Raw genomic sequence first — 18,614 nt, forward strand, 5'->3', positions numbered from 1 at the left:
CCGATGCGGGAAGATCGGAGGATGCACGCCGACCTCGTCTTCACCGGCGGCCCCGTGCTCACCCCCGGCGGCCGGGCCGGGTTCGCGGCCGTCCGCGGCGGCCGGATCACCGCCGTCGGCACCGATCCCGCCCCGGTCATCGGCCCGGGCACCGAGGTCGTGGACCTGCACGGTGGCCTGCTGCTGCCCGGCTTCCAGGACGCGCACGTCCACGCCGTCGGCGGCGGCGTCGAACTCGGCCGGTGCGACCTCACCGGCGCCACCAGCGTCGTGAGCTGCCTCGACACCGTCGCCGCGTACGCGCGGGCCAACCCGCGGCTCGAGTGGCTCACCGGCAGCGGCTGGTCGATGGACACCTTCGCGGGCGGCCTCCCCCACCGCCGGCTGCTCGACGCCGTCGTCGCGGACCGGCCGGTCGTCCTGGTCAACCGGGACCACCACGGCGCCTGGCTGAACAGCGCCGCGCTCGCCCGCGCGCGCATCACCGCGGACACGCCGGACCCACCGGACGGCCGCGTCGAGCGCGACGCCGACGGCCCCACCGGCGTCCTGCAGGAAGGCGCGATGGACCTCGTCACCCGGCTGCTGCCGCCGGTCACCGAGGTCGACGAGCTGGCCGGCCTCCTGCGGGCGCAGCGGCTGCTGCACTCGCTCGGCGTCACCGCCTGGCAGGACGCGCTGCTCGGCGAGTACGGCGGCATGCCGGACCCGTCGCGGGCGTACGCGACCGCGGCGGAACGCGGGCTGCTGACCGCCCGGGTCACCGGCGCGCTCTGGTGGGACCGCGCCCGCGGCGCCGAGCAGCTCCCCGACCTCCTGGAGCGCCGGGAGTCGTTGCGGCGCAGCGGTTTCCGCGCCGACACCGTCAAGATCATGCTGGACGGCGTCGCCGAGAACCACACCGCGGCCCTGCTCGCCCCCTACCGGTGCACCGGCCACAGTGGACTCAGCTTCGTCGGCGCGACGGCGTTGCGCGAGTACGTGACACTCCTGGACGCGCACGGCTTCCAGGTGCACTTCCACGCGCTGGGCGACCGCGCGGTGCGGGACGCGCTCGACGCCGTCGAAGCCGCCCGCGCGGCCAACGGCGACGGCCGGCGCCACCACCTCGCGCACCTGCAGGTGGTGCACCCCGACGACGTCCCGCGCTTCGGGCGGCTCGGCGCGACCGCGACGATCCAGCCGTTGTGGGCCGTGCACGAGCCCCAGATGGACGAGCTGACCATCCCCTTCCTCGGCGCCGAACGGGCGGCGTGGCAGTACCCGTTCGGCGCCCTGCTGCGGGCCGGGGCCACCCTGGCCGCCGGCAGCGACTGGCCGGTGAGCAGCCCCGACCCGCTGCAGGGCATCCACGTCGCGGTCAACCGGATCCCGTACGGCGAAGACGTCCCCGCGTTCCTGCCGGACCAGCGGATCGGCCTGGCCGCGGCGATCACCGCGTACACGGCGGGCTCGGCCTACGTCAACCACCTCGACGACACGGGCGCGATCCGGCCCGGCCACCGCGCCGACCTGGTGGTGCTCGACCGCGACCCCTTCGCCGGCCCCGACCGCGAGATCGGGGCCGCGAAGGTCGCGATGACGTTCACCGGGGGCCGGTGCGTCCACGAGCCATGACGGCCGGCTCCGGCTCGACGCTCACCCGGGGCCGCAACGGCAGGTTCTCCAGCCCCTCGACGTCGAGCACGAGGAACCAGTGCGCGTTGGCCGGGATGTGGATCTTGAACATCGGTGCGGTGGCCACCCCGCCGTGCATCCGGTAGTACTGCCGGCGCCGGTAGGCCTGGAAGTTGACCTCCGTCAGGAGCCTGACGTTGGCCATCGCGTCCAGCCGGATGGTGACCACCGCGTCTCTTCGCACTTTCCCGAGATCGAACACATTCGCTTCCATTTCGCCCCTCTTGACAAGTGAGTTGTGGTTGTGGCGGGTCGCGGGCAGCGCGGAACACGCCGCGCACCGCGACGGCGAAGTCGATCGGGGCGGTGGTCAGCCGGGGCCGGTACCCGGTTTGCAGGGCTGCCAGAGCGGCACGAAGTCCCCGTGCGACCGCGTGAACTCCGGGCTCGCGCCGGGTCCGTGGCCGGGGGTGAGGAAAGCGGGCGGGATCGTGGGGGCGGTCCCGCAGGCGGCATCGGCGGGGGCCGGGGCCCGGGGTGCCGGGGCGTGGCCGGGAGCACGGTCCGGGTGCTCGGCGGTGTGCCGCGCGGGGTGTGTCGTGGCGGCTTCGGGGTTCCGGCCGGGGCGTGGGCAGTCTCCCGCTCGGGTGGCCGGGTGGACGGTGGTCAGTCGTTCGGCGGGGGTGATGGCTGCCGTCGGTTCGAGGTTTGCCGTCGGTGGCGCGGTTTTCGCTCGGAGTGCCGGGGTGAAGAGCGGTCTGGTGGCGGGCGGTGTGGCGGGCGGGTCGACGACGGTCCCGGTGATCGGCTCGCCGACGGGCTCGACGGCTTGCACGACGGGAGCCACGGCGCGAACGACCGGATCGACCACGGGTTCGAGGGTGCGCACGACTTGGGAGACCGGCCGGAGGACCGGCTCGACAGAACGCACCACGGGCTCGACCACCGGAGCCGCGGCGCGCACCAACCTCGACACCGGTTCGAGGACGGGCGCGGTCGCATGCACAATTCGCGACACCGGCTCCACCACGGGGGCCGCCGCCCGCACAACTTGCGAAACCGGCTCCACCACGGGGACGGCCGCCCGCACAACCCGCGACACCGGCTCAACCACAGGAGCAGCCGCCCGAGCAACCTGCGAAACCGGCTCCACCACGGGGACGGCCGACTGCACAACCCGCGACACTGGCTCAACCACCGGCCCAGCCGCCTGCACAACCCGCGACACCGGCTCAACCACAGGCCCAGCCGCACGCACAACCTGCGAAACCGGCTCCACCACAGGGAGCGCCGCCCGCACAACCCGCGAGAGCGGCTCCACCACCGGCGCGGCAACCCGCGGCGCCGGCTTGGCCACCTCGTCCGCAGCGCGAACCGTGCGCGAAACCGGCACAACCACCGAAGCCGCCGAGACCACCGGGCCGCCACCACCGGAAGGCGGCTCCCCCAGCACCCCGGCCACCACAGCACCGACCGGATCCGAAGCCCGCTCCGCGGCCTCCGCGTGCTCCGACAGCGCCCACGACACCAGCCACAAACCCGCCGCCGCGCCGGCGACCAGCAGTGCGCGCCGGGCGGTGGCTCTCAGGCCACCCCTGTCGCGAGCACTGGTCACGGTCGGTTTACCTCCGGATGCGGAAAAGCAGGTCTGGGACGTACCCCCCAACGGCCTTCCCCACACCCCGGGAACGCGCCACCCGGCGCTACCACTCGACCGGACTAGCCTTTTTCGCCAGCGAGCCCGAGTAACTCCGCCACCTGGCGGAGACCGGTCCCCCAGGCGCAGGTCAGCCTTCGTGAGAACGCCGCTGGGACGACAATGCACCCAGCGCGAGCACCCCGTGCTGGAGCCCCTCGCGGAACGTCGCGCGCTGGCCCGGGCTCAGGTCCGCCAGCAGCGCGCCCTCCACCTCCGCGATCGCCGGGGCGCAGCCGGCCAGCACGGCGCGGCCCTCGTCCGTCAGGCCGGCGAGCAGGACGCGGCGGTTGTCCGGCTTCGGCGTCCGCGCGATCAGCCCGCGCTTCTCCAGCGCCAGCACCATTTCGTGCATCGTCTGCGGGCGCAGGAACGACCGGCGGGCCAGCTGCGCCGACGACAGGGCGCCGCTGGCCTCCAGCACCGTCAGCGCCGTGTACTGCAACGTCGTGAGCCCGACCGGCCGGAGCGCGTCGTCCAGCAGGGCCCTGATCGCCAGCTCGAGCCGTTTGACCAGGTAAAGGGTCAACGGCGAGCCGGCGGGCTGCTGCTCGGCGGACGTGCTCACGCCGCCCATCATGACACGTGCGCCCGCTATGCTCGCCGATCATGGACCTCGGCCGGCAGACCCGCGTGCGGCAAGCGTTCGACACCTTCTTCGGCCCGCCGGAACCACCGGCGGCGGACCACGTCCTGGACCTCTTCCACCGCACGGCGGAAACCGTGCCCGCGTACCGGAAGTTCCTGCGCGACCACGGCGTCGAACCCGGCGGAATCCGGACCATGGCGGACTTCCGGACGCTGCCGCTGCTCGACAAGGACGGCTACCACCGCAAGTACCCGCTGCCCGAGCTGTGCCGCGGCGGCTCGTTCGACGGGCTCGACATGATCGCCGTCTCCTCCGGCTCCAGCGGTCGTCCGACGATCTGGCCGCGCGCCCTCGAAGACGAGCTGCACGTCGCCCGCCGGTTCGAAACCGTGCTGGTGGACGCCTTCGAAGCCGACCGGCGCAGCACGCTGGCCGTCGTCTGCTTCCCGCTCGGCACCTGGGTCGGCGGCCTCTTCACCACGGCGTGCGTGCGCCACCTCGCGGCCAAGGGATGCCCGGTCACCGTCGTCGCGCCGGGCAACAACAAGGCCGAGATCCTGCGCGTGCTGCCCGAACTCGCGCCGCACTTCGAGCAGGTCGTGCTGCTGGGCTACCCGCCGTTCGTCAAGGACGTCGTCGACACCGGCCTCGCCGAAGGCGTCGACTGGCCCGCGTACGCGATCAAGCTCGTGCTGGCCGGCGAGGTCTTCAGCGAGCAGTGGCGCGAACTCGTGGCCCGGCGGGCCGGGGTGACCGACCCGGTGCGGCACATCGCGTCGCTGTACGGCACGGCCGACGCCGGCGTCCTCGGCACCGAAACCCCGCTGTCGGCCGGCATCCGCCGCTTCTTCGCCGACCGCCCCGGACCGGCGCGGGAGGTCTTCGGCGACGCCCGGCTCCCGACGCTGGTGCAGTACGACCCGGCGAGCCGCTTCTTCGAGGTGCACGAGGGCACGCTCGTCTTCACCGGCGACGGCGGGATCCCCCTGATCCGCTACCACATCGCCGACGACGGCGGGATCCTGCCGCACGCCGAGCTGCTGGCACTCTGCGCCCGCCACGGCTTCACGCCGCCGCCCGGGCCGGAGCTGCCGTTCGTGTACGTGTTCGGCCGGTCGCTGTTCACGGTGTCGTTCTTCGGCGCGAACGTCTACCCGGAGAACGTGACCGTCGGGCTGGAGCAGCCGGGCATCAGCGACACCGTGACGGGCAAGTTCGTCATCGAGTCGGCCGAGGACGACGACCACGACCGCCGGCTGCGGATCACCGTCGAGACGGCACCGGGCGCGACCGCCGACGCCGACGCGATCGCCGACGCGGTCCGCGAGCAGCTGCGGCGGCTCAACAGCGAGTTCGCGCACTACGTGCCGGCCGAGCGGCAGCGGCCGGACGTCGTGCTGCGCCCGGCGGGCGACCCGGAGTACTTCCCGGTCGGCGTGAAGCACCGCTACACGCGGCGGTCCTAGGCCTCGGCCGCCCGGTTGACCCGCGCGGTCGGGTCCGGCGCGTGCGGGTCGCGGACGCGGTCGGTGAGCAGGAAGCCCGGCAGCTCCAGCCCGTGGTGTTCGGTGAGGCGGAAGGTGCCGCCCAGCGCGCCGGGGTCCCAGCCGAGGGTCAGCGCGTGCTCGACGAGGAACCGGACGTCGGCGGCCGCCGGGTAGGACCCGTCGGTCTCGGCCGGGCTCCAGCCCACGCTCGTGGCCTTCGAAAGCAGGTCGGCCTCCAGCGCGCGGCCGTTCTTCCCGGCGCCCCAGACGCGCACGCGGACGCACCGGTGGCGGTCGGCGCCGTCGCCGGCGACCTGGCCGATCGCCGCCCGCCAGGTGAACGTCTGCTCTCCGACGCGGAGCGTCCGCAGCCTCGTTCGCACCGGATCAGCCTACGGCCGGGCCAGCTTGCGGAACCGCTCACGCCGCTCTTCCGCGGACGAGCCGTCGGCGATGTCGTCGTCGAACCACGCGCTCAGCGCCGTCCACAGGTCCGCGCACGCCGCGAAACCGGTGACCGGCGACTGCTCGGTCAGTTCGGCGATGTCGGCCGCCAGCTGGTCGAGCCGCTGGTCGCACAGGCGGACGTACTCGCGGACGACGATGTTCGCGTCCAGGCCCGTTTTCCCGCGCCGGCCGGCGGCTCCGCGCAGCTGGGCGTGCAGCCGTTCTTCGCTGTAGAGCGGGAAACCCGCGATCGAGCCCGGGTAGCCCGAGTCGGCCGACCACGCGCGGAACGCGCAGATCGCCTGGTAGCGCGTGTACCAGTCCTGCTTGCCGGTCGCGAGCTCGGCGAGCTTGCGCCAGGCGTCGCGGTCGGCCGAACGCCAGCGGTCGAGCGTCCGGTCGTCCGGCTCGGGGTCGGCGGCCTTGGCCCGCCAGAAGTGCGCGCGGCACGCCGCGATCTCGCCGACGAGCCGCCGGACGTAGCCGACCTGCTCCCAGACGTGGACGCGCTGCGGCCGCAGGGGCGCCGCGCGGTCCGGGGAGAACGTGACCATCTCGAACACCCGGAACAGCTCGTGCCCGCGCAGCGCGACGAGGTCGGGGTCCTCCCCCATCACCCACGACCGGCGCTCCGGCAGCCGTCCGCTGTGGCTGATCGTCGCGGCGTGGTAGAGCTCGCGGACCGCGCGGCGAGCCACCTCGTCCCGCGCTTCGCCGACCAGACGCGGGTTGCGCGCGCGGTCGCGCAGGTCGCGCTCGCCGCGCGGGCCGACTTCCAGCATCGCGACGGCGTAGACGCTCGCCGCGTTGTAGCACTCCTCCCACGACTTGCGCGGGCCGGCGGCTTCGACGGTGTCGTCGAGGGCCCGGGGATCCGGCGGCCACCGCCGGTCCGGGCACACGTCGGCCAGCCGCACCCGGCTGGCCGGGTAGGCGGGCTGGGGCACGGGCACCGCGCCCGTCACCGGTTCGACGTCGGCCATCGCGCGGCGCACCACGGCCCAGACCAGGGACAGGTCGAGCGCGCGGTTCGTCAGCTGGTGCCAGCTGCTGCGCCAGCGCCTGCCGAACCGGCGGTAGTCCGCGATGAGCCGTTCGATCTCGTACTGCGACAGCGCGCAGAAGTACGACCGCATCTCGGCGGCGCGCTGGTTGTATTCGGCCAGCCGCTCCGGCGTCGCCTCGTGGACGACGATCTCCTCGACGGGTGCCTTCAGCACGCGGCGGTGCAGTTCGAGGCGTTTCTCCGGCGGGATCGCGTACGGCCGCACCCGCACGTCGAGGTCGACGTAGCGGCGGAAGCGCAGCTCCAGCGCCGTCCGCAGCTCGGCCCGGCGCAGCGCCCGCGCGTCGCCCGGCGCGCCCGCCGTCGTGCGCCGCACCCACCACGAGCCGGCCACGGAGTCGCCGTGGCCGAGGACCAGCGCGTGCCGGTAGCGGGCGATCAGCAGCGCGACGGCACGCCCGCGGCCCGCGTGCCGCGGCTGGCGCGCGAAGTCCGGGCCGATCCACCAGCGGGCCAGCCCCGGGTGGCCCCTGCTGCACACGGTGATCACGTCGTCGTAGGTCGCGAGCGCGTCGAGGTGCAGGTCGAGCTGTTCCTGCAGGGCGGCGATCTCGAGTCTGATGTAGACGTTCGACGGGTCGAGGCTGACCGCGCGGTAGTACTCGGCGAGGGCTTCGTCGTAGCGGCGGTGGGTGACGAAGTGGTTGGCGCGCTGGTAGGCGTCGAACAGCTCGTACGGGATCTTCGCGCCCCGCCAGGCCGCCCAGTGGATGTTCGTGCGGACGTACGCGCTGCGCGGGATGACGAGCGCGGCCACGGCGTTGGCCGCGCGGTGCAGCACGCGCGGCCAGTTCTCGTCTTCGATCACCAGCGGGCTCGCGGCGAACCGCGGGACGCGCACCAGCTCGAGGATCAGCTGGTGGCGGCCGGTCGTGTTGCCCGGGCGGACCGTGCCGGTGACGGTGAACGCCGCGGGCGGCTGGGCGAGCCGGACCAGCTTGGTCGCGGCCTTCCACCAGCCTTCCGCGGCGTCGCCGGCGTGCTCGACGATCTGGATGAAGTCGTAGGAGCCGCCGACCCCGGGCACCGGCGTCGGCGTGTAGAGCCGCGAGTCGTTGAGGATCCGCTTGAACGCGGCGGTCAGCTCCACCGCGGAGTCGATCTCACGGTCGTGGCTGCCTTCGGGGCGCTCGTCGGCGAAGAGCCGGATGTCGATCTGGTTCGCGCGGAAGGCGGCGGCTTCGAGCCGGGCCCGGCCGACGAAGTAGAGCGTCAGCACCGCGGCGATCACCACGACGGACGTCTGGAGGACGGTCCAGGTGATGACGCTCGCGACCTTCGGGTCGCGGACGAACGTCCAGCGCTGGAAGAACGGCAGGTACGGCACGACGGCGAACCCGGTCGCGACGAGTCCCGCCGTGACCGCCGCGACCCACCACCGGATCCGGTGAGCCGCCGGCAGTTCCGCCTGATCGAAGCCTCCGTACCGTCGCGCGGACACCGTCGATCACCCCCTCGTGTCGCCAGGTTACTCGCGGAGGGGGTGCGGTTCGTTACGGCCCGTGATCCGCGAGCTCGGCGATCACCTGTGCGTGGCACGGTTCGGGGACACACCAGCACCCGAGCCGCTTCCCGCGCAGGTCCGGCAGGAGCGCGAGCAGGTCCGGCCGGGACAGCAGGTGCTCGCGGTACTTGGCCAGGACCTCCTGGCGAGTGCCGTCGGGGCCCGGCCGGAACGGGCTGGCGAGCTTCGAACCCGCCAGGTGCCAGCCGCCGCGGTGCATCGGCCGCCCGACGTAGACGACGTCGGCGTACCGCGGGTCGTCGCGGTGGCCCTTCAGGTTGACGACGGTGGTGGGCATGCGCGCTCCTTCCTCGCCGGTCAGCCTGGCACGCCGGAGACGCCGGCGGGGCTCGTGCCCGTCCCCCATTGCGGTCGGCAAAGTGCACCCCGGTGGTCGGCCTAGTGCATCTGCACTATCATGAAGGCTCACGGTTGAGCCGTCAGCCGCTGCCGGACGTTCCGCGCCCGGGCCGGCAGGCTGCCTTGACCGGCACCCTTTTCGGCCCGCGTCCGGCTCGCTCCCGCCGTCTGACGAAAGGGTGTGCCGCGATGGTTCCCGAACCTCGCCCGGCCGACCACGAGCTCATCTCCGCCCCCGGCTGGATCGACGCCGGTCGCATGACCCTGCACGTCGCGCGCCCGGCCCCGCGCACCGTCCTCGTCCGGGTGAGCGGCGAGGTCGATCTGAGCACCGCGCGCCGGCTCGACGAGCTCCTGCAGTCCCGCATCCGCGGCGAGGTCGCGGAGGTCGTCGTCGACCTCTCCGGCGTCACGTTCATCTCCGTCGCCGGGCTGAACTCGCTGCTGCGCGCGCAGCTGCTCGCCGACGCCTCCGGCGCGCACCTCACGGTGGACCCCGGCCGCTCGCGCGCCGTGCGGCGGCTGTTCACGGTGCTGCCGATGGACTTCTACGGGGTGATGCGCCCGCGACCGGTCGGCTGACCGGTCACGACGCCCGCCCGAGCCGCCGGACGGCCTCGACGATCTTCGCGTTCGGCACGCCCTTCACGAGGTATTCGGTGACGCCGGCCGCGGCCAGCCCGGCCATCGAGGCCCGGTCGGCGTAGGCGGAGAAGGCGAGGATGGCGGTGTCCGGGCTGCACCGGGCGATCTCGCGCGCCGCCCTGGCCCCGCCGCCGCCCGGCATCCGGACGTCGAGGACCGCGACGGCGGGCCGGTGGCGCTCGGCGAGCCGGATCGCCTCGTCGGCGTCTTCGGCGACCGCGACCACGGCGATGTCGGCCTCGGAGTCGAGCACCTCCTTGAGGACCGACCGGATCATCTCGTCGTCGTCGGAGATCAGCACCCGCACCTCGGTCATGGTTCCAGCCCCGGCGCGTCGGGCAGCATCGGCAGCCAGAACTCCACGGTCGTGCCGCCGCCGGGGGTGCTCGTCACCGACAGCCAGCCGTGCGCCGCTTCGGCGCGTTCGTACATCTCGACCATCCCGAAGTGGCCCGCCGCGACGTCGCCGGTGGCCATGCCGACGCCGTCGTCGGTGATCCGCACGAGCGTCCCGTTGTCCACTGTGGACAACAGGAGGTCGACGCGGGTGGCGCGGGCGTGCTTGTGGACGTTGCTGAGCGCTTCCTGGCAGATCCGGTAGACGGTGATCGCGGCCTCCGGCGACGGCTCGGCGGTGAGCTCGTCGGACACCGAGTGCGCCAGTCCCCAGCGGCCCGCGACGTCGTCGACGTAGCCCGACACCGCCTCCACCAGACCGTGGCGGTCGAGCTCCGGCGGCCGCAGCCGGGACACCAGGCCGCGCAGCCTGCCGATGGCCGCCTGCACGGACTCGTCCAGTCCCGCGACCGCGCTCGCGTGCGGCTCCGGCAGCCGCGAGGCGAGCAGCTGCAGGCGCATGCCGACGGCGACCATGGACTGGATCGACTCGTCGTGGACGTCCCAGGCGATCCGGCGCCGCTCGACCTCTTGGGCGTCGACGAGGTGGCCGACGAGCCGGCGGCGTTCGCGCAGGGCCTGCTCGGCGTTGCGGCGCTCGGTCATGTCGCGGGTGACCTTCCCGAAGCCCTGCAGCCGGCGGTGTTCGTCGAACAGGGCCGTGATCACGACGTTCGCCCAGAACCGGGTGCCGTCCTTGCGGACCCGCCAGCCCTCGTCCTCCAGCCTGCCGTCCCGGGCGGCGACTTCCAGCTCCCGCGCGGGCTTGCCCGCCGCCACCTCCTCCGGCGGGTAGAACACCGAAAAGTGCCGCCCGATGACCTCCTCCGCCGTCCAGCCCTTGATCCGCTCGGCACCGGCGTTCCAGCTCGAGATGTGCCCGCCCGGGTCGAGCATGAAGATGCCGTAGTCCTGCACGTTCTGCACGAGGAGCCGGAACCGCTCCTCGCTCTCGCGCAGGGCCTCCTCGGCCGTGCGGCGTTCCGTCATGTCGCGGGTGACCTTCCCGAAACCCTCGAGCCGGTGGTGTTCGTCGAACAACGCCGTGATCACCACGTTCGCCCAGAACCGGGTCCCGTCCTTGCGGACCCGCCAGCCCTCGTCCTCCAGCCGCCCCTCGGCGGTGGCGACCTCCAGCTCCCACGCCGGCTTACCCGCCGCCACCTCCTCCGGCGGGTAGAACACCGAAAAGTGCCGCCCGATGATCTCCTCGGCGGTCCAGCCCTTGATCCGCTCCGCGCCCAGGTTCCAGCTCGCGATGCGGCCCTCGGGGTCGAGCAGGAAGATCGCGTAGTCCTGGACACTGCGCACCAGCAGCCGGAAGCGGTCTTCGCGCCCGTCGTCGTCCATGCGCCAACTCTGCCGGATCGCCGCCCCGCCGGCACAGCGCGTCAGCCGGCGAACTCGGCCGACGGCGCGGACAGCGCACACCAGACCACCTTCCCCAGGCCGTGGCGCGTGGTTCCCCAGGCCAGCGACAGCCGCTCGACCAGTGCCAGGCCCCAGCCGCCGTCGGCGCCGGGCGCGCGCCGTACGGGCGGCGCCGGGTCGTCGTCGAACACCTCGATGCGCACGTGCCCGGCCCCGACGCTCAGCCGCAGGACCGGGTGGCCGGCACCGTGCTGCAGGGCGTTGGTCGCGAGCTCGGTGAGCAGCAGCAGCGCGTCGTCCACGATGGACTCGCACGCCCAGGCCGTCAGCGTGAGCCGGGCGAACCGGCGCACGACGGCCAGGCCGCCCGCCGGATCGGTCAGGGCGCACTCTGCCGTGAGCGGCGCCGGGATGTCCACGGCGTCCAGCCTGCCGGTCGGCGCGCGGGCGGACGAGATGCAAACCCCGGCCGCGTCACTGGTGCAGGTGCATCAGCCGAGCAGGCCTTCGCGGCGGGCGACGGCCACCGCTTCGAGTTTCGACCGCGCGCCGAGCTTCTCCAGCACGCGCTGGACGTGGTTGCGCGTGGTGTTGCGGGAGATGCCCAGCCGTTCGCAGATCTCTTCGGTCGTGGCGCCTTCCGCGAGCAGGTCGAGGGTTTCGCGCTCCCGCGCGGTCAGTTCGGCGCCGCGGGCGGGCGCCCGGCCGGTGAGCCGGTCGAAGATGTCGGGCAGCAGCTCGGGGTCGAAGACCACGCCGCCGGCGGCGACGTCGCGCACCGCGGACTCCAGCAAGCCGAGCTGCGACGACTTCAGCAGGAGGCCGGCCCCACCCGCCTTCGCGACCTGCACGGCGACCGACGGCGTCGCGTCCCCGGTCAGCACCAGCACCCGCGCGCCGGTCTCGCCGAGCTGCGCGACGACGCCGAGCGCGTCCCCGTCGGCGAGGCGCCGGTCGAGCAGGATGACGTCCGGCTCGTGCTCGTGCGCGTCGGCGACGGCTTCGGCCCGGGAGCGGGCGCGGCCGACGACGGTGATCCCGTCGGCGCGGTCGAGGGCCAGCTGCAGCGCCTCGGCCACCATGTCGTGGTCCTCCACCAGGAGGACGCGGACGGGACTGGGTTCGGCGCTGGTCACGGGGTTCCCTCGGTGGACGGGGTCGCTGCCGGCCCCATCCTAGGCGTCACCACGCCGGCGAGCTCGGCCGCAACAGGCCTTCGGGTCCGGTGACCGGCAGCCAGTCGACGAGGTCCTCGTGGCGCCCGGCCGCCCGGAACACCGGCGGCCGGAACGAGCCGGCGGGCGGGCCGGCGAGCCGCAGCACGTCCAGGAACCGCGCGACCGCGGGCGGGGGCGGCAGGACCTCCGACCCGCCGAGGTAGGCGAGCACCTTCGGCGCGCCGCCACCCGCCGGCTCGACGACGGCGGACCAGCCGTGCACCTCGTCCCAGATCAGCGCCAGGTCGTGGCCCGGCAGGTCCGGGAGCGCGCGGTCGAGCGCCACGTAGCCGGAGGTGGGCACGTCGAGGTCGAGCGAGCACGACTCGAACCCGACGCCGACGGCGCGGGCGACCCGGGCGAGGTAGGCCCGCAGGCCGCGGGCGAAGTGGTATTCGATGTCCCTGCCGAAGTCGATGAGGGTGTTCATGATCCGCCTCCCACGCCGCCGCAGCGCGGGATACCCCCTTTGGGCGAAGATCACACTTCCGGGTTACTCCTCGATCGCGCCGCCGACGGCCCGCAGGTGCGCGCGGAAGGTCAGCGCCGGATCCGCTTCGCGCGCGGCGAGGAAGTCGGCGAAGCGGACCTGCTGCCGCAGCGGCTCGCCGGCCCGGATCCGGTCGGCCTGGCGGCGTTCGGTGTCGCGGATGCCTTCGGCGAGGGTGAAGAGCTCGCCCGCGCGGTCCAGCGGGAGGAAGACGACGCCGTCGTCGTCGCCGGCCACCAGGTCCCGCGGTCCGATGCGCCAGGTCCCGACGATCGCCTCGTCGAGGCCGCCGTCGACGCGCGGGCCGAGGCTGAGCGGGCCGGTGGGGATCGACCCGAGGCTGAAGACCGGCAGCCCGATCGCGCGGACGTCGGCGGTGTCGCGGTGCAGGCCCCAGATCACGACCCCGGCCAGCCCGGCCGCGCGCGCTTCGAGGACGACGAGGTCGCCGACGCAGCTTTCGTCGAGGCGCCCGCCGTTGTCGACCACCAGGACGCCACCGGGGGCGGCGTGCTCGAAGGCCTCCAGGAAGACGTCGACGCTGCCGACGTGCCGGGCCGGGATCGCGGGCCCGAGCAGGCGGGTGCCGGGCACCACCGCGCGCGTCGGCGCCGGGGCGCAGCGCACCGGCAGGCCGGCGCGGATGCAGGCGTCGGCGAGGTGGGCGGTGGTGAGGGTTTCGAAACGCGCGCGAAGGTCTTCCATACCCCCGAATCTAGCCAGCGGTTTCGGTGCCGAGCCAGGACAGGTACGCGGCGCTGCCGCCGACGATCGGCGTGGCGATCACCTCCGGCAGGTCGTAGCCGTGCAGCTGCCCGATGCGCTCGGTCAGCGCGGGCACCCGGCCGGCCGTCGTCTTGATTTCGACGCGCCACTCCTGGTCGGTCCGCACCTCGCCGTCCCAGCGGTAGACGCTGGTCACGGGGCCGACGACCTGCGCGCAGGCGCCCAGCCGTTCTTCGACAGCCGTGGCAGCCAGCTCGCGGGCCGCGGTTTCGGAGTCGGTCGTGGACGTCACGATCACGTGCTCTGCCGCCATGTCCGCGAGGCTACCGGCGGCGCAGGGCGAGTGCGCCGAGCACGGGGCCGGCCGCGAGCGCGGGGAACGCGGCACGCCAGCCGACGGCGTCCGCGGCGAGCGGCAGCAGCTGGATGGTGCCGGCGCCGAGCAGGAACCCGAGCGCGGTCATCGCGGTGAGCGCGGTGCCGACGTACCGCGGATCGGCCGTCTCCGCCAGGGCGGCGGAGAACTGACCGGAGTCGGCGATGACGGCGACCCCCCAGACCAGCAGCACCGGCAACAGCAGGCCGGTGCCGCTCGCGGGGAAGGACAGGAGCGCGCAGCCGGCGCTGCCGAGCATCGCGGCCGTCGCGACGACGACGCGGCCGCAGCGGTCCGAGAGCACGCCGCCCAGGAGGCACCCGGCGGCGCCGCACACGCCGATCACGACGAAGGCGGTCGGTCCCTGCGGGCCTCCGGTGGCGGCGAGGTAGGCCGGGAGCCAGGCCCAGAACGCGTAAAGCTCCCACATGTGGCCCAAGTAGCCGAGGCAGATGCTCCGTTGCCGGCGGTCCTTCGCCATCGTCAGGAGGTAGCGGGGTCGCCAGGGCGGTGCGGGGGCCTTGTCCGGGCCGGCTTCGACGAAGGCCGCGGCGAGGGCGGCACCGAGCGTGGCGAGGAGGGCGCTCGCGAGCAGGACGGCTCGCCACGGGAGGGCGTGCAGGAGGCTGGGCAGGGCGGACCCGACGGTCAGCGAGGCGAGGAGCACGCCGAGCGCGAGGCCGCGCTTGCGCGGGAACCAGGAGACGACGACTTTCATGCCGACGGGGTAGACACCGGCGAGGGCGAACCCGGTGAGGAACCGCAAGGGGGCGGCGAGGCCGTGCGGACACCACGGCAGGAGCCCGGTCGCGACGGCGGCGAGCAGCGCGCTGCCGGCGACGAGGCGCCGCGGAGAGAGCCGGTCGGCGAGGTTGAGCGCGGCGGAGCAGACGGCCCCGGTGGCGAACCCGGCCTGGACGGTGACGGTCAGCAGGATCGCGAGTTCGCGGGAGAGTCCCCATTCGGCGCGAAGGGCGGGGACGACGGCGGAGGCGGAGAACCACAGGCTCATGGCGCACACCTGCACGGCGGCGAGAAGGGCGAGCTGACGGCGGCCGGTGGTGGGCCGCCGCGCCGGGATGGTGATCACACGGTTCAGTTGCGGGGATGGGACTGGCGGGGTCAACGGTGGTGGGTGGGGCTTCACCTCTTGGGCTGGAAAACCTCTCACATCCTGGGCGCGGGGATGGGGTTTCGGTGACGACCGGCCTCGGGGTTCGGGTGGATGCCGGGCCGGCCCCCGAACCGCACGTGCCGCCGGCCCGGCACCTCCGGGGCTGCCAAGCCCGCCTCTGGTGGCCGCGCACCTCGGCGATGAATGCCGCCGGCTCGCTTCGCCGCGAACCCATATCGGCTGCAGGGCCAGACCTCCGTGGCCCTTGGCTCCCCGCCACCCTATGTCGGTCGCCAGGCCAGACCCCGGCGGCCCTCGCTTACCCGCCAACCCATACCGGCCGCCAGGCCAGGCCCCGGCGGCCCTCGCTTCCCCGCCAACCCCGCCCCCCGGCGAACCCCCACGAACCCAACCCACCCTCGGCGCCGGCCGGGCTGCCGGTGCTGCTCGCGCCGGCGGGTGTCGTTGTGGGCGCACCGGCGTAGGAGCCGGAACGCACCCTCAAGTCGTCGGCTTCGCTGTCGTCGTGGTCGTCGGGGTCGTGGTCGTCGTCGGGGTGGTCGTGTGCGTCGGCGTCGAAGTCCGCGGGGGTGTCTTCCTCCTCGTCGTCGCCGGGGGGTTCGTGTGCGGGGCCGCCGCCGTCGCGTGCGTTGTCTGCGGTTCCTCCGGTGATGGCAGCGTCACCAGCGTCGGCGTCTCCGTCGCCGAACTCGAGGCCGGTGGGGCGCTTCCCGGACCGCTTCCGCCCGCACTGCTCACCGCCACCGCCACGCCGCCGATCGCCACCACCGCCACCGCGCACAGCCCCACGACCACTCCTCGGCGCGATGCCCGGCGGCCCGGGCTCGCTTCGGGCTTCGCCCGCCCCAACGCCGGCGGCGGTGCGCCCGCGCCGAACCCCGCGGTCGTCGGCTCGGTGCGGGGCGCCGGCACCCGCGGGACCGGGAGCGGGGGCGGCGGCACCGGCTGGGCGCGCGTCGCCTGGACCAGCCCCGACCGGCCCGACGCCAGCGCCGCCGCGCCGAGGGCCACCCCGTACTTCGGGTGGATGTCCACCGCCGTCGGGCGGCCGAGCTCCGCCGACACCAGCTGGGACACCAGCGGGATCCGGGACGAGCCGCCGACCAGCAGGACCGCCCCGAGGTCCGCCGGGCGGAGGTTCGCCGAGCGCAGTGCCCGGTGCAGCGAACCGATCGTCGCCGTGATCGACGGGCGGATCATCTCCTCGAACTCGCCGCGCGTCAGCCGGACCTCCGTCTGCACCGACGGCAGCAGCACCGGGACCGCCGCCTCCGTGTCGGCCGACAACGCCTCCTTCGCCAGCACGCACTCCTGGCGCAACCGCACCACCGCCGCCACCGCACCCGGGTCGTCCGGGTCGATCTGCGACAGCTTCCCGTCCAGCGCCCGGTCGACGTGCCCGAACACGGCCTCGTCGAAGTCGACGCCGCCGAGCCCCTCGATGCCCTCCGGCGAACCGAGGATCTCGAACCCGCTGCCGCGCTTGCGCAGCACCGTCGCGTCGAACGTGCCGCCGCCGAGGTCGTACACCGCGACGACCGCGCCGTCGTCCAGCCGCTCCTGCGCCGCGTAGTGCGCCGCCGCCGCTTCGGGCTCGGTGATCAGGCCGACCCGGTCGATCCCGGTCAGCCGCGGCACCTGCTCGAACAGCTCCCGCTTGTACGGCCCCCAGTTCGCCGGGTGCGTCAGCGTGATCCGGTCCGGCCGGCCGCCCTGCTGCCCGGCGACCGTCCGCACCACGTAGCCGAGCAGGTGCGCCATCAGCGACGCCACCGAATGTGGCGCGCCGCCGAGCAGCACCGGCGTCGGGTCGCCGAGGCGCCGCTTGAACTCGCGCGCGACGCGGTCCGGCTCGACCGCCGCGCGCCGGCTCGCCGCGTCGCCGACCAGCACACCTCCGTCGGCCCGCAGCAGCACCACCGACGGGATGGCCGCCGTGCGGTCGCCGAGCGACACCATTTCGACATGGCCGGCGCTGTCGACGGCGGCGGCCGTGAAGGTCGTGCCGAGGTCGATGCCCAGTCCGTAGCCCATTTGTCAGCCTCCGCCGTGCGTGTGCTCGAAAGTCGGGTGATCGCCGGGAACCGGCTCGGGTTCCGCGAGGTGCTCTTCGTGCTCCGGCGGACCGGGCGGCTCGAGCGGAGGCGGATCGTGCGGCTCCGGCGGCGGGTCGTCCGCCGCCGGGCCGGCATCCGGTGCGTGGCCCGCGGCCGGCGCGTGGTCCGGCTCCGGCTCGTGGTCCGGCCGGTGCTCGTCGTGCCGCGGCGGCTCGAAGGGGTGCTCCTTCTCCACGGGGTGCGGCCCGCTGCCGGTGACCTCGCCGGCGTCGTGGTGCTCCGGCTCGGGTTCGGTCGCGAAGCTGTGCTTCACGACCGGGTGCTCGGCCAGCGAATTCGACGCCGCGAGCGTCGTCGTCTCGACCGCGACCGGCTGCGCCGCCGGAGCGTCCACTGTGGACGATTGACGGCCGAACGTCACGACCGGCGGCGCGGGCGGCCCGGGCAGCGTCGGCGCCGGGGCGGTCACCTGCGCGGTCACCGTGGCGCCGCGGCCCTTGTCGGCGATCACCTCGGTCTGGTGGATGGCCGGCCCGGCCGGCTCGCCGAAGGGGTCGTCGGCCTTCGCCTGCTCGCCCACGGTGATCCCGACCTCGATCCCGGGCGGCCCGGTCTCGGCTTCGTCGAGGACGACCGTCTCCTCCTGGAACACCTCGATGTCGCCGTGCCCCGGCGCGTCGGGCGTGAGCTCGTAGGTCAGCGACCCCTGGTGCTCCACGCTGATCGTGCCGTCCGGGTTCTCGTGGACCACGATGCCGGCGTCCTGGACGATGTCGATGTCCGTGTCGCCGGGCGTCCCGTCCCCGGAGACGACGAGGTGCTGGTGGTCGGTGTACACCTCGTCGCGGCCGTGGTTGTGCACGACGAACCGCTCGGTCGCGTCGATGACGAAGTTGCCGAACTCGTCCTCGCGGACCTCGATCTGCTCGAACTCCTCGACGGTGGGCAGTTCCGCCAGCGGCACGCCGTCGGTGGTCTCCGGGTGCCAGACGGTCCCGGTCTGCGCCGCCACGTGGCCGTCCTCGCCCCGGGTGACGGTGCTGGTCTCGACCTCGGGCACGTACTCGTGGGCGGGGAGGTCGTGCACGGTCTCGGCGGCGGCCGGTGCCGGCTCGGGCGCGGGTGCCGGCGCGGCGGACGACCCGGGCGTGAGCACGTTCCCGGCGACTTCCGACGCGACGGCGCCGGCGACGGCCCCGGCCGCCCGCTTGATCTTCTTCGGCAGCTCGTTCACGACAAGACCTCCGCCCGGGCTTCGCTGAGCAGGATTCCCTCGCAGGTGCGCACCAGGACGCGGGCCGCGTCCCGGACGTCGCGCGGGGACGCGGGGTGCTCGGCGCGCCCGGGCACCTCCGGCAGCACATCGGTGAGGCCGGTGGCCACCAGGAGGCGGCGCGCGGTGATGCTGCGGCCGTCGGCCAGGGTGACGGTGAAC

General features: G+C 74.0%; 19 protein-coding genes and 1 pseudogene. 3 read left to right on the forward strand and 17 right to left on the reverse strand.

What is annotated here, in order from left to right; all coding sequences use genetic code 11:
- The first annotated feature begins 21 nt into the window (after nucleotides 1-21).
- The gene (locus AB0J40_RS46340; RefSeq protein ID WP_364466877.1) at nucleotides 22-1,617 is read left to right on the forward strand and encodes an amidohydrolase; all 1,596 of its coding nucleotides are present in this window, start codon (nucleotides 22-24) and stop codon (nucleotides 1,615-1,617) included.
- On the opposite strand, the gene AB0J40_RS46345 is transcribed toward AB0J40_RS46340, so the two are convergent.
- The 3 genes from AB0J40_RS46345 to AB0J40_RS46355 form a co-directional block, all read right to left on the reverse strand.
- Complete coding sequence (locus tag AB0J40_RS46345; protein WP_086685181.1) at nucleotides 1,586-1,891, reverse strand: DUF1883 domain-containing protein; 306 nt, start codon at nucleotides 1,889-1,891, stop codon at nucleotides 1,586-1,588. The genes AB0J40_RS46340 and AB0J40_RS46345 overlap by 32 nt on opposite strands.
- 96 nt (nucleotides 1,892-1,987) lie before the next feature.
- The gene (locus tag AB0J40_RS46350; protein ID WP_364466879.1) at nucleotides 1,988-3,232 is read right to left on the reverse strand and encodes a hypothetical protein; all 1,245 of its coding nucleotides are present in this window, start codon (nucleotides 3,230-3,232) and stop codon (nucleotides 1,988-1,990) included.
- 172 nt (nucleotides 3,233-3,404) lie between these two features.
- Nucleotides 3,405-3,893 (reverse strand): MarR family transcriptional regulator, encoded by a 489-nt coding sequence (locus AB0J40_RS46355; protein WP_364466881.1) that lies wholly within the window; start codon nucleotides 3,891-3,893, stop codon nucleotides 3,405-3,407.
- A gap of 29 nt (nucleotides 3,894-3,922) precedes the next feature.
- Here AB0J40_RS46355 and AB0J40_RS46360 point away from each other — a divergent pair, with 29 nt between their 5' ends.
- Entirely contained in the window at nucleotides 3,923-5,368 is a 1,446-nt protein-coding gene (locus AB0J40_RS46360; RefSeq protein WP_364466883.1) for a phenylacetate--CoA ligase family protein, read from the forward strand.
- On the opposite strand, the gene AB0J40_RS46365 is transcribed toward AB0J40_RS46360, so the two are convergent.
- The 3 genes from AB0J40_RS46365 to AB0J40_RS46375 are packed head-to-tail and all read right to left on the reverse strand — an operon-like array spanning nucleotide 5,365 to nucleotide 8,704.
- Nucleotides 5,365-5,772, reverse strand: coding sequence for a hypothetical protein (locus AB0J40_RS46365; protein WP_364466884.1), 408 nt, complete (start codon nucleotides 5,770-5,772; stop codon nucleotides 5,365-5,367). The genes AB0J40_RS46360 and AB0J40_RS46365 overlap by 4 nt on opposite strands.
- Before the next feature lie 9 nt (nucleotides 5,773-5,781).
- The gene (locus tag AB0J40_RS46370) at nucleotides 5,782-8,343 is read right to left on the reverse strand and encodes a hypothetical protein (protein WP_364466886.1); all 2,562 of its coding nucleotides are present in this window, start codon (nucleotides 8,341-8,343) and stop codon (nucleotides 5,782-5,784) included.
- Between the two features lie 52 nt (nucleotides 8,344-8,395).
- Nucleotides 8,396-8,704 (reverse strand): DUF4326 domain-containing protein, encoded by a 309-nt coding sequence (locus AB0J40_RS46375; protein ID WP_364466888.1) that lies wholly within the window; start codon nucleotides 8,702-8,704, stop codon nucleotides 8,396-8,398.
- 251 nt (nucleotides 8,705-8,955) lie between these two features.
- Here AB0J40_RS46375 and AB0J40_RS46380 point away from each other — a divergent pair, with 251 nt between their 5' ends.
- Nucleotides 8,956-9,348: an STAS domain-containing protein gene (locus tag AB0J40_RS46380; protein WP_364466890.1), complete on the forward strand. Its 393-nt coding sequence runs from the start codon at nucleotides 8,956-8,958 to the stop codon at nucleotides 9,346-9,348.
- Between the two features lie 4 nt (nucleotides 9,349-9,352).
- Here AB0J40_RS46380 and AB0J40_RS46385 read toward each other — a convergent pair whose 3' ends face one another.
- The 11 genes and pseudogenes from AB0J40_RS46385 to AB0J40_RS46435 form a co-directional block, all read right to left on the reverse strand.
- Entirely contained in the window at nucleotides 9,353-9,727 is a 375-nt protein-coding gene (locus AB0J40_RS46385) for a response regulator transcription factor (RefSeq protein WP_364466892.1), read from the reverse strand.
- A complete protein-coding gene (locus tag AB0J40_RS46390; RefSeq protein ID WP_364466894.1) occupies nucleotides 9,724-11,157 on the reverse strand; it encodes a PAS domain S-box protein in 1,434 nt (477 codons plus the stop codon). Before AB0J40_RS46390 ends, AB0J40_RS46385 begins: the two co-directional genes overlap by 4 nt.
- A 41-nt stretch (nucleotides 11,158-11,198) precedes the next feature.
- A complete protein-coding gene (locus AB0J40_RS46395; RefSeq protein ID WP_364466896.1) occupies nucleotides 11,199-11,597 on the reverse strand; it encodes an ATP-binding protein in 399 nt (132 codons plus the stop codon).
- A gap of 72 nt (nucleotides 11,598-11,669) precedes the next feature.
- Entirely contained in the window at nucleotides 11,670-12,314 is a 645-nt protein-coding gene (locus tag AB0J40_RS46400; RefSeq protein WP_364466897.1) for a response regulator transcription factor, read from the reverse strand.
- 46 nt (nucleotides 12,315-12,360) lie between these two features.
- Nucleotides 12,361-12,825, reverse strand: coding sequence for a DUF6292 family protein (locus AB0J40_RS46405; RefSeq protein ID WP_364466899.1), 465 nt, complete (start codon nucleotides 12,823-12,825; stop codon nucleotides 12,361-12,363).
- Nucleotides 12,826-12,888: 63 nt separating this feature from the next.
- Nucleotides 12,889-13,590, reverse strand: a complete 702-nt coding sequence (locus tag AB0J40_RS46410; RefSeq protein ID WP_364466901.1) for an RraA family protein — start codon at nucleotides 13,588-13,590, stop codon at nucleotides 12,889-12,891.
- 10 nt (nucleotides 13,591-13,600) lie between these two features.
- The gene (gene cutA / locus AB0J40_RS46415; RefSeq protein ID WP_364466903.1) at nucleotides 13,601-13,924 is read right to left on the reverse strand and encodes a divalent-cation tolerance protein CutA; all 324 of its coding nucleotides are present in this window, start codon (nucleotides 13,922-13,924) and stop codon (nucleotides 13,601-13,603) included.
- Between the two features lie 10 nt (nucleotides 13,925-13,934).
- Nucleotides 13,935-15,077 (reverse strand): MFS transporter, encoded by a 1,143-nt coding sequence (locus AB0J40_RS46420; protein WP_364466905.1) that lies wholly within the window; start codon nucleotides 15,075-15,077, stop codon nucleotides 13,935-13,937.
- A gap of 525 nt (nucleotides 15,078-15,602) precedes the next feature.
- On the reverse strand, nucleotides 15,603-17,156 hold the full coding sequence (locus AB0J40_RS46425; protein ID WP_364466907.1) for an Hsp70 family protein: 1,554 nt from the start codon (nucleotides 17,154-17,156) through the stop codon (nucleotides 15,603-15,605).
- A gap of 3 nt (nucleotides 17,157-17,159) precedes the next feature.
- The gene (locus AB0J40_RS46430; protein WP_364466909.1) at nucleotides 17,160-18,413 is read right to left on the reverse strand and encodes a hypothetical protein; all 1,254 of its coding nucleotides are present in this window, start codon (nucleotides 18,411-18,413) and stop codon (nucleotides 17,160-17,162) included.
- Nucleotides 18,410-18,614: pseudogene (locus AB0J40_RS46435) on the reverse strand (hypothetical protein); the annotation flags it as partial. The gene AB0J40_RS46430 and the pseudogene AB0J40_RS46435, both read right to left, overlap by 4 nt.

The organism is Amycolatopsis sp. NPDC049691, assembly GCF_040675005.1.
GTDB lineage: Bacteria > Actinomycetota > Actinomycetes > Mycobacteriales > Pseudonocardiaceae > Amycolatopsis.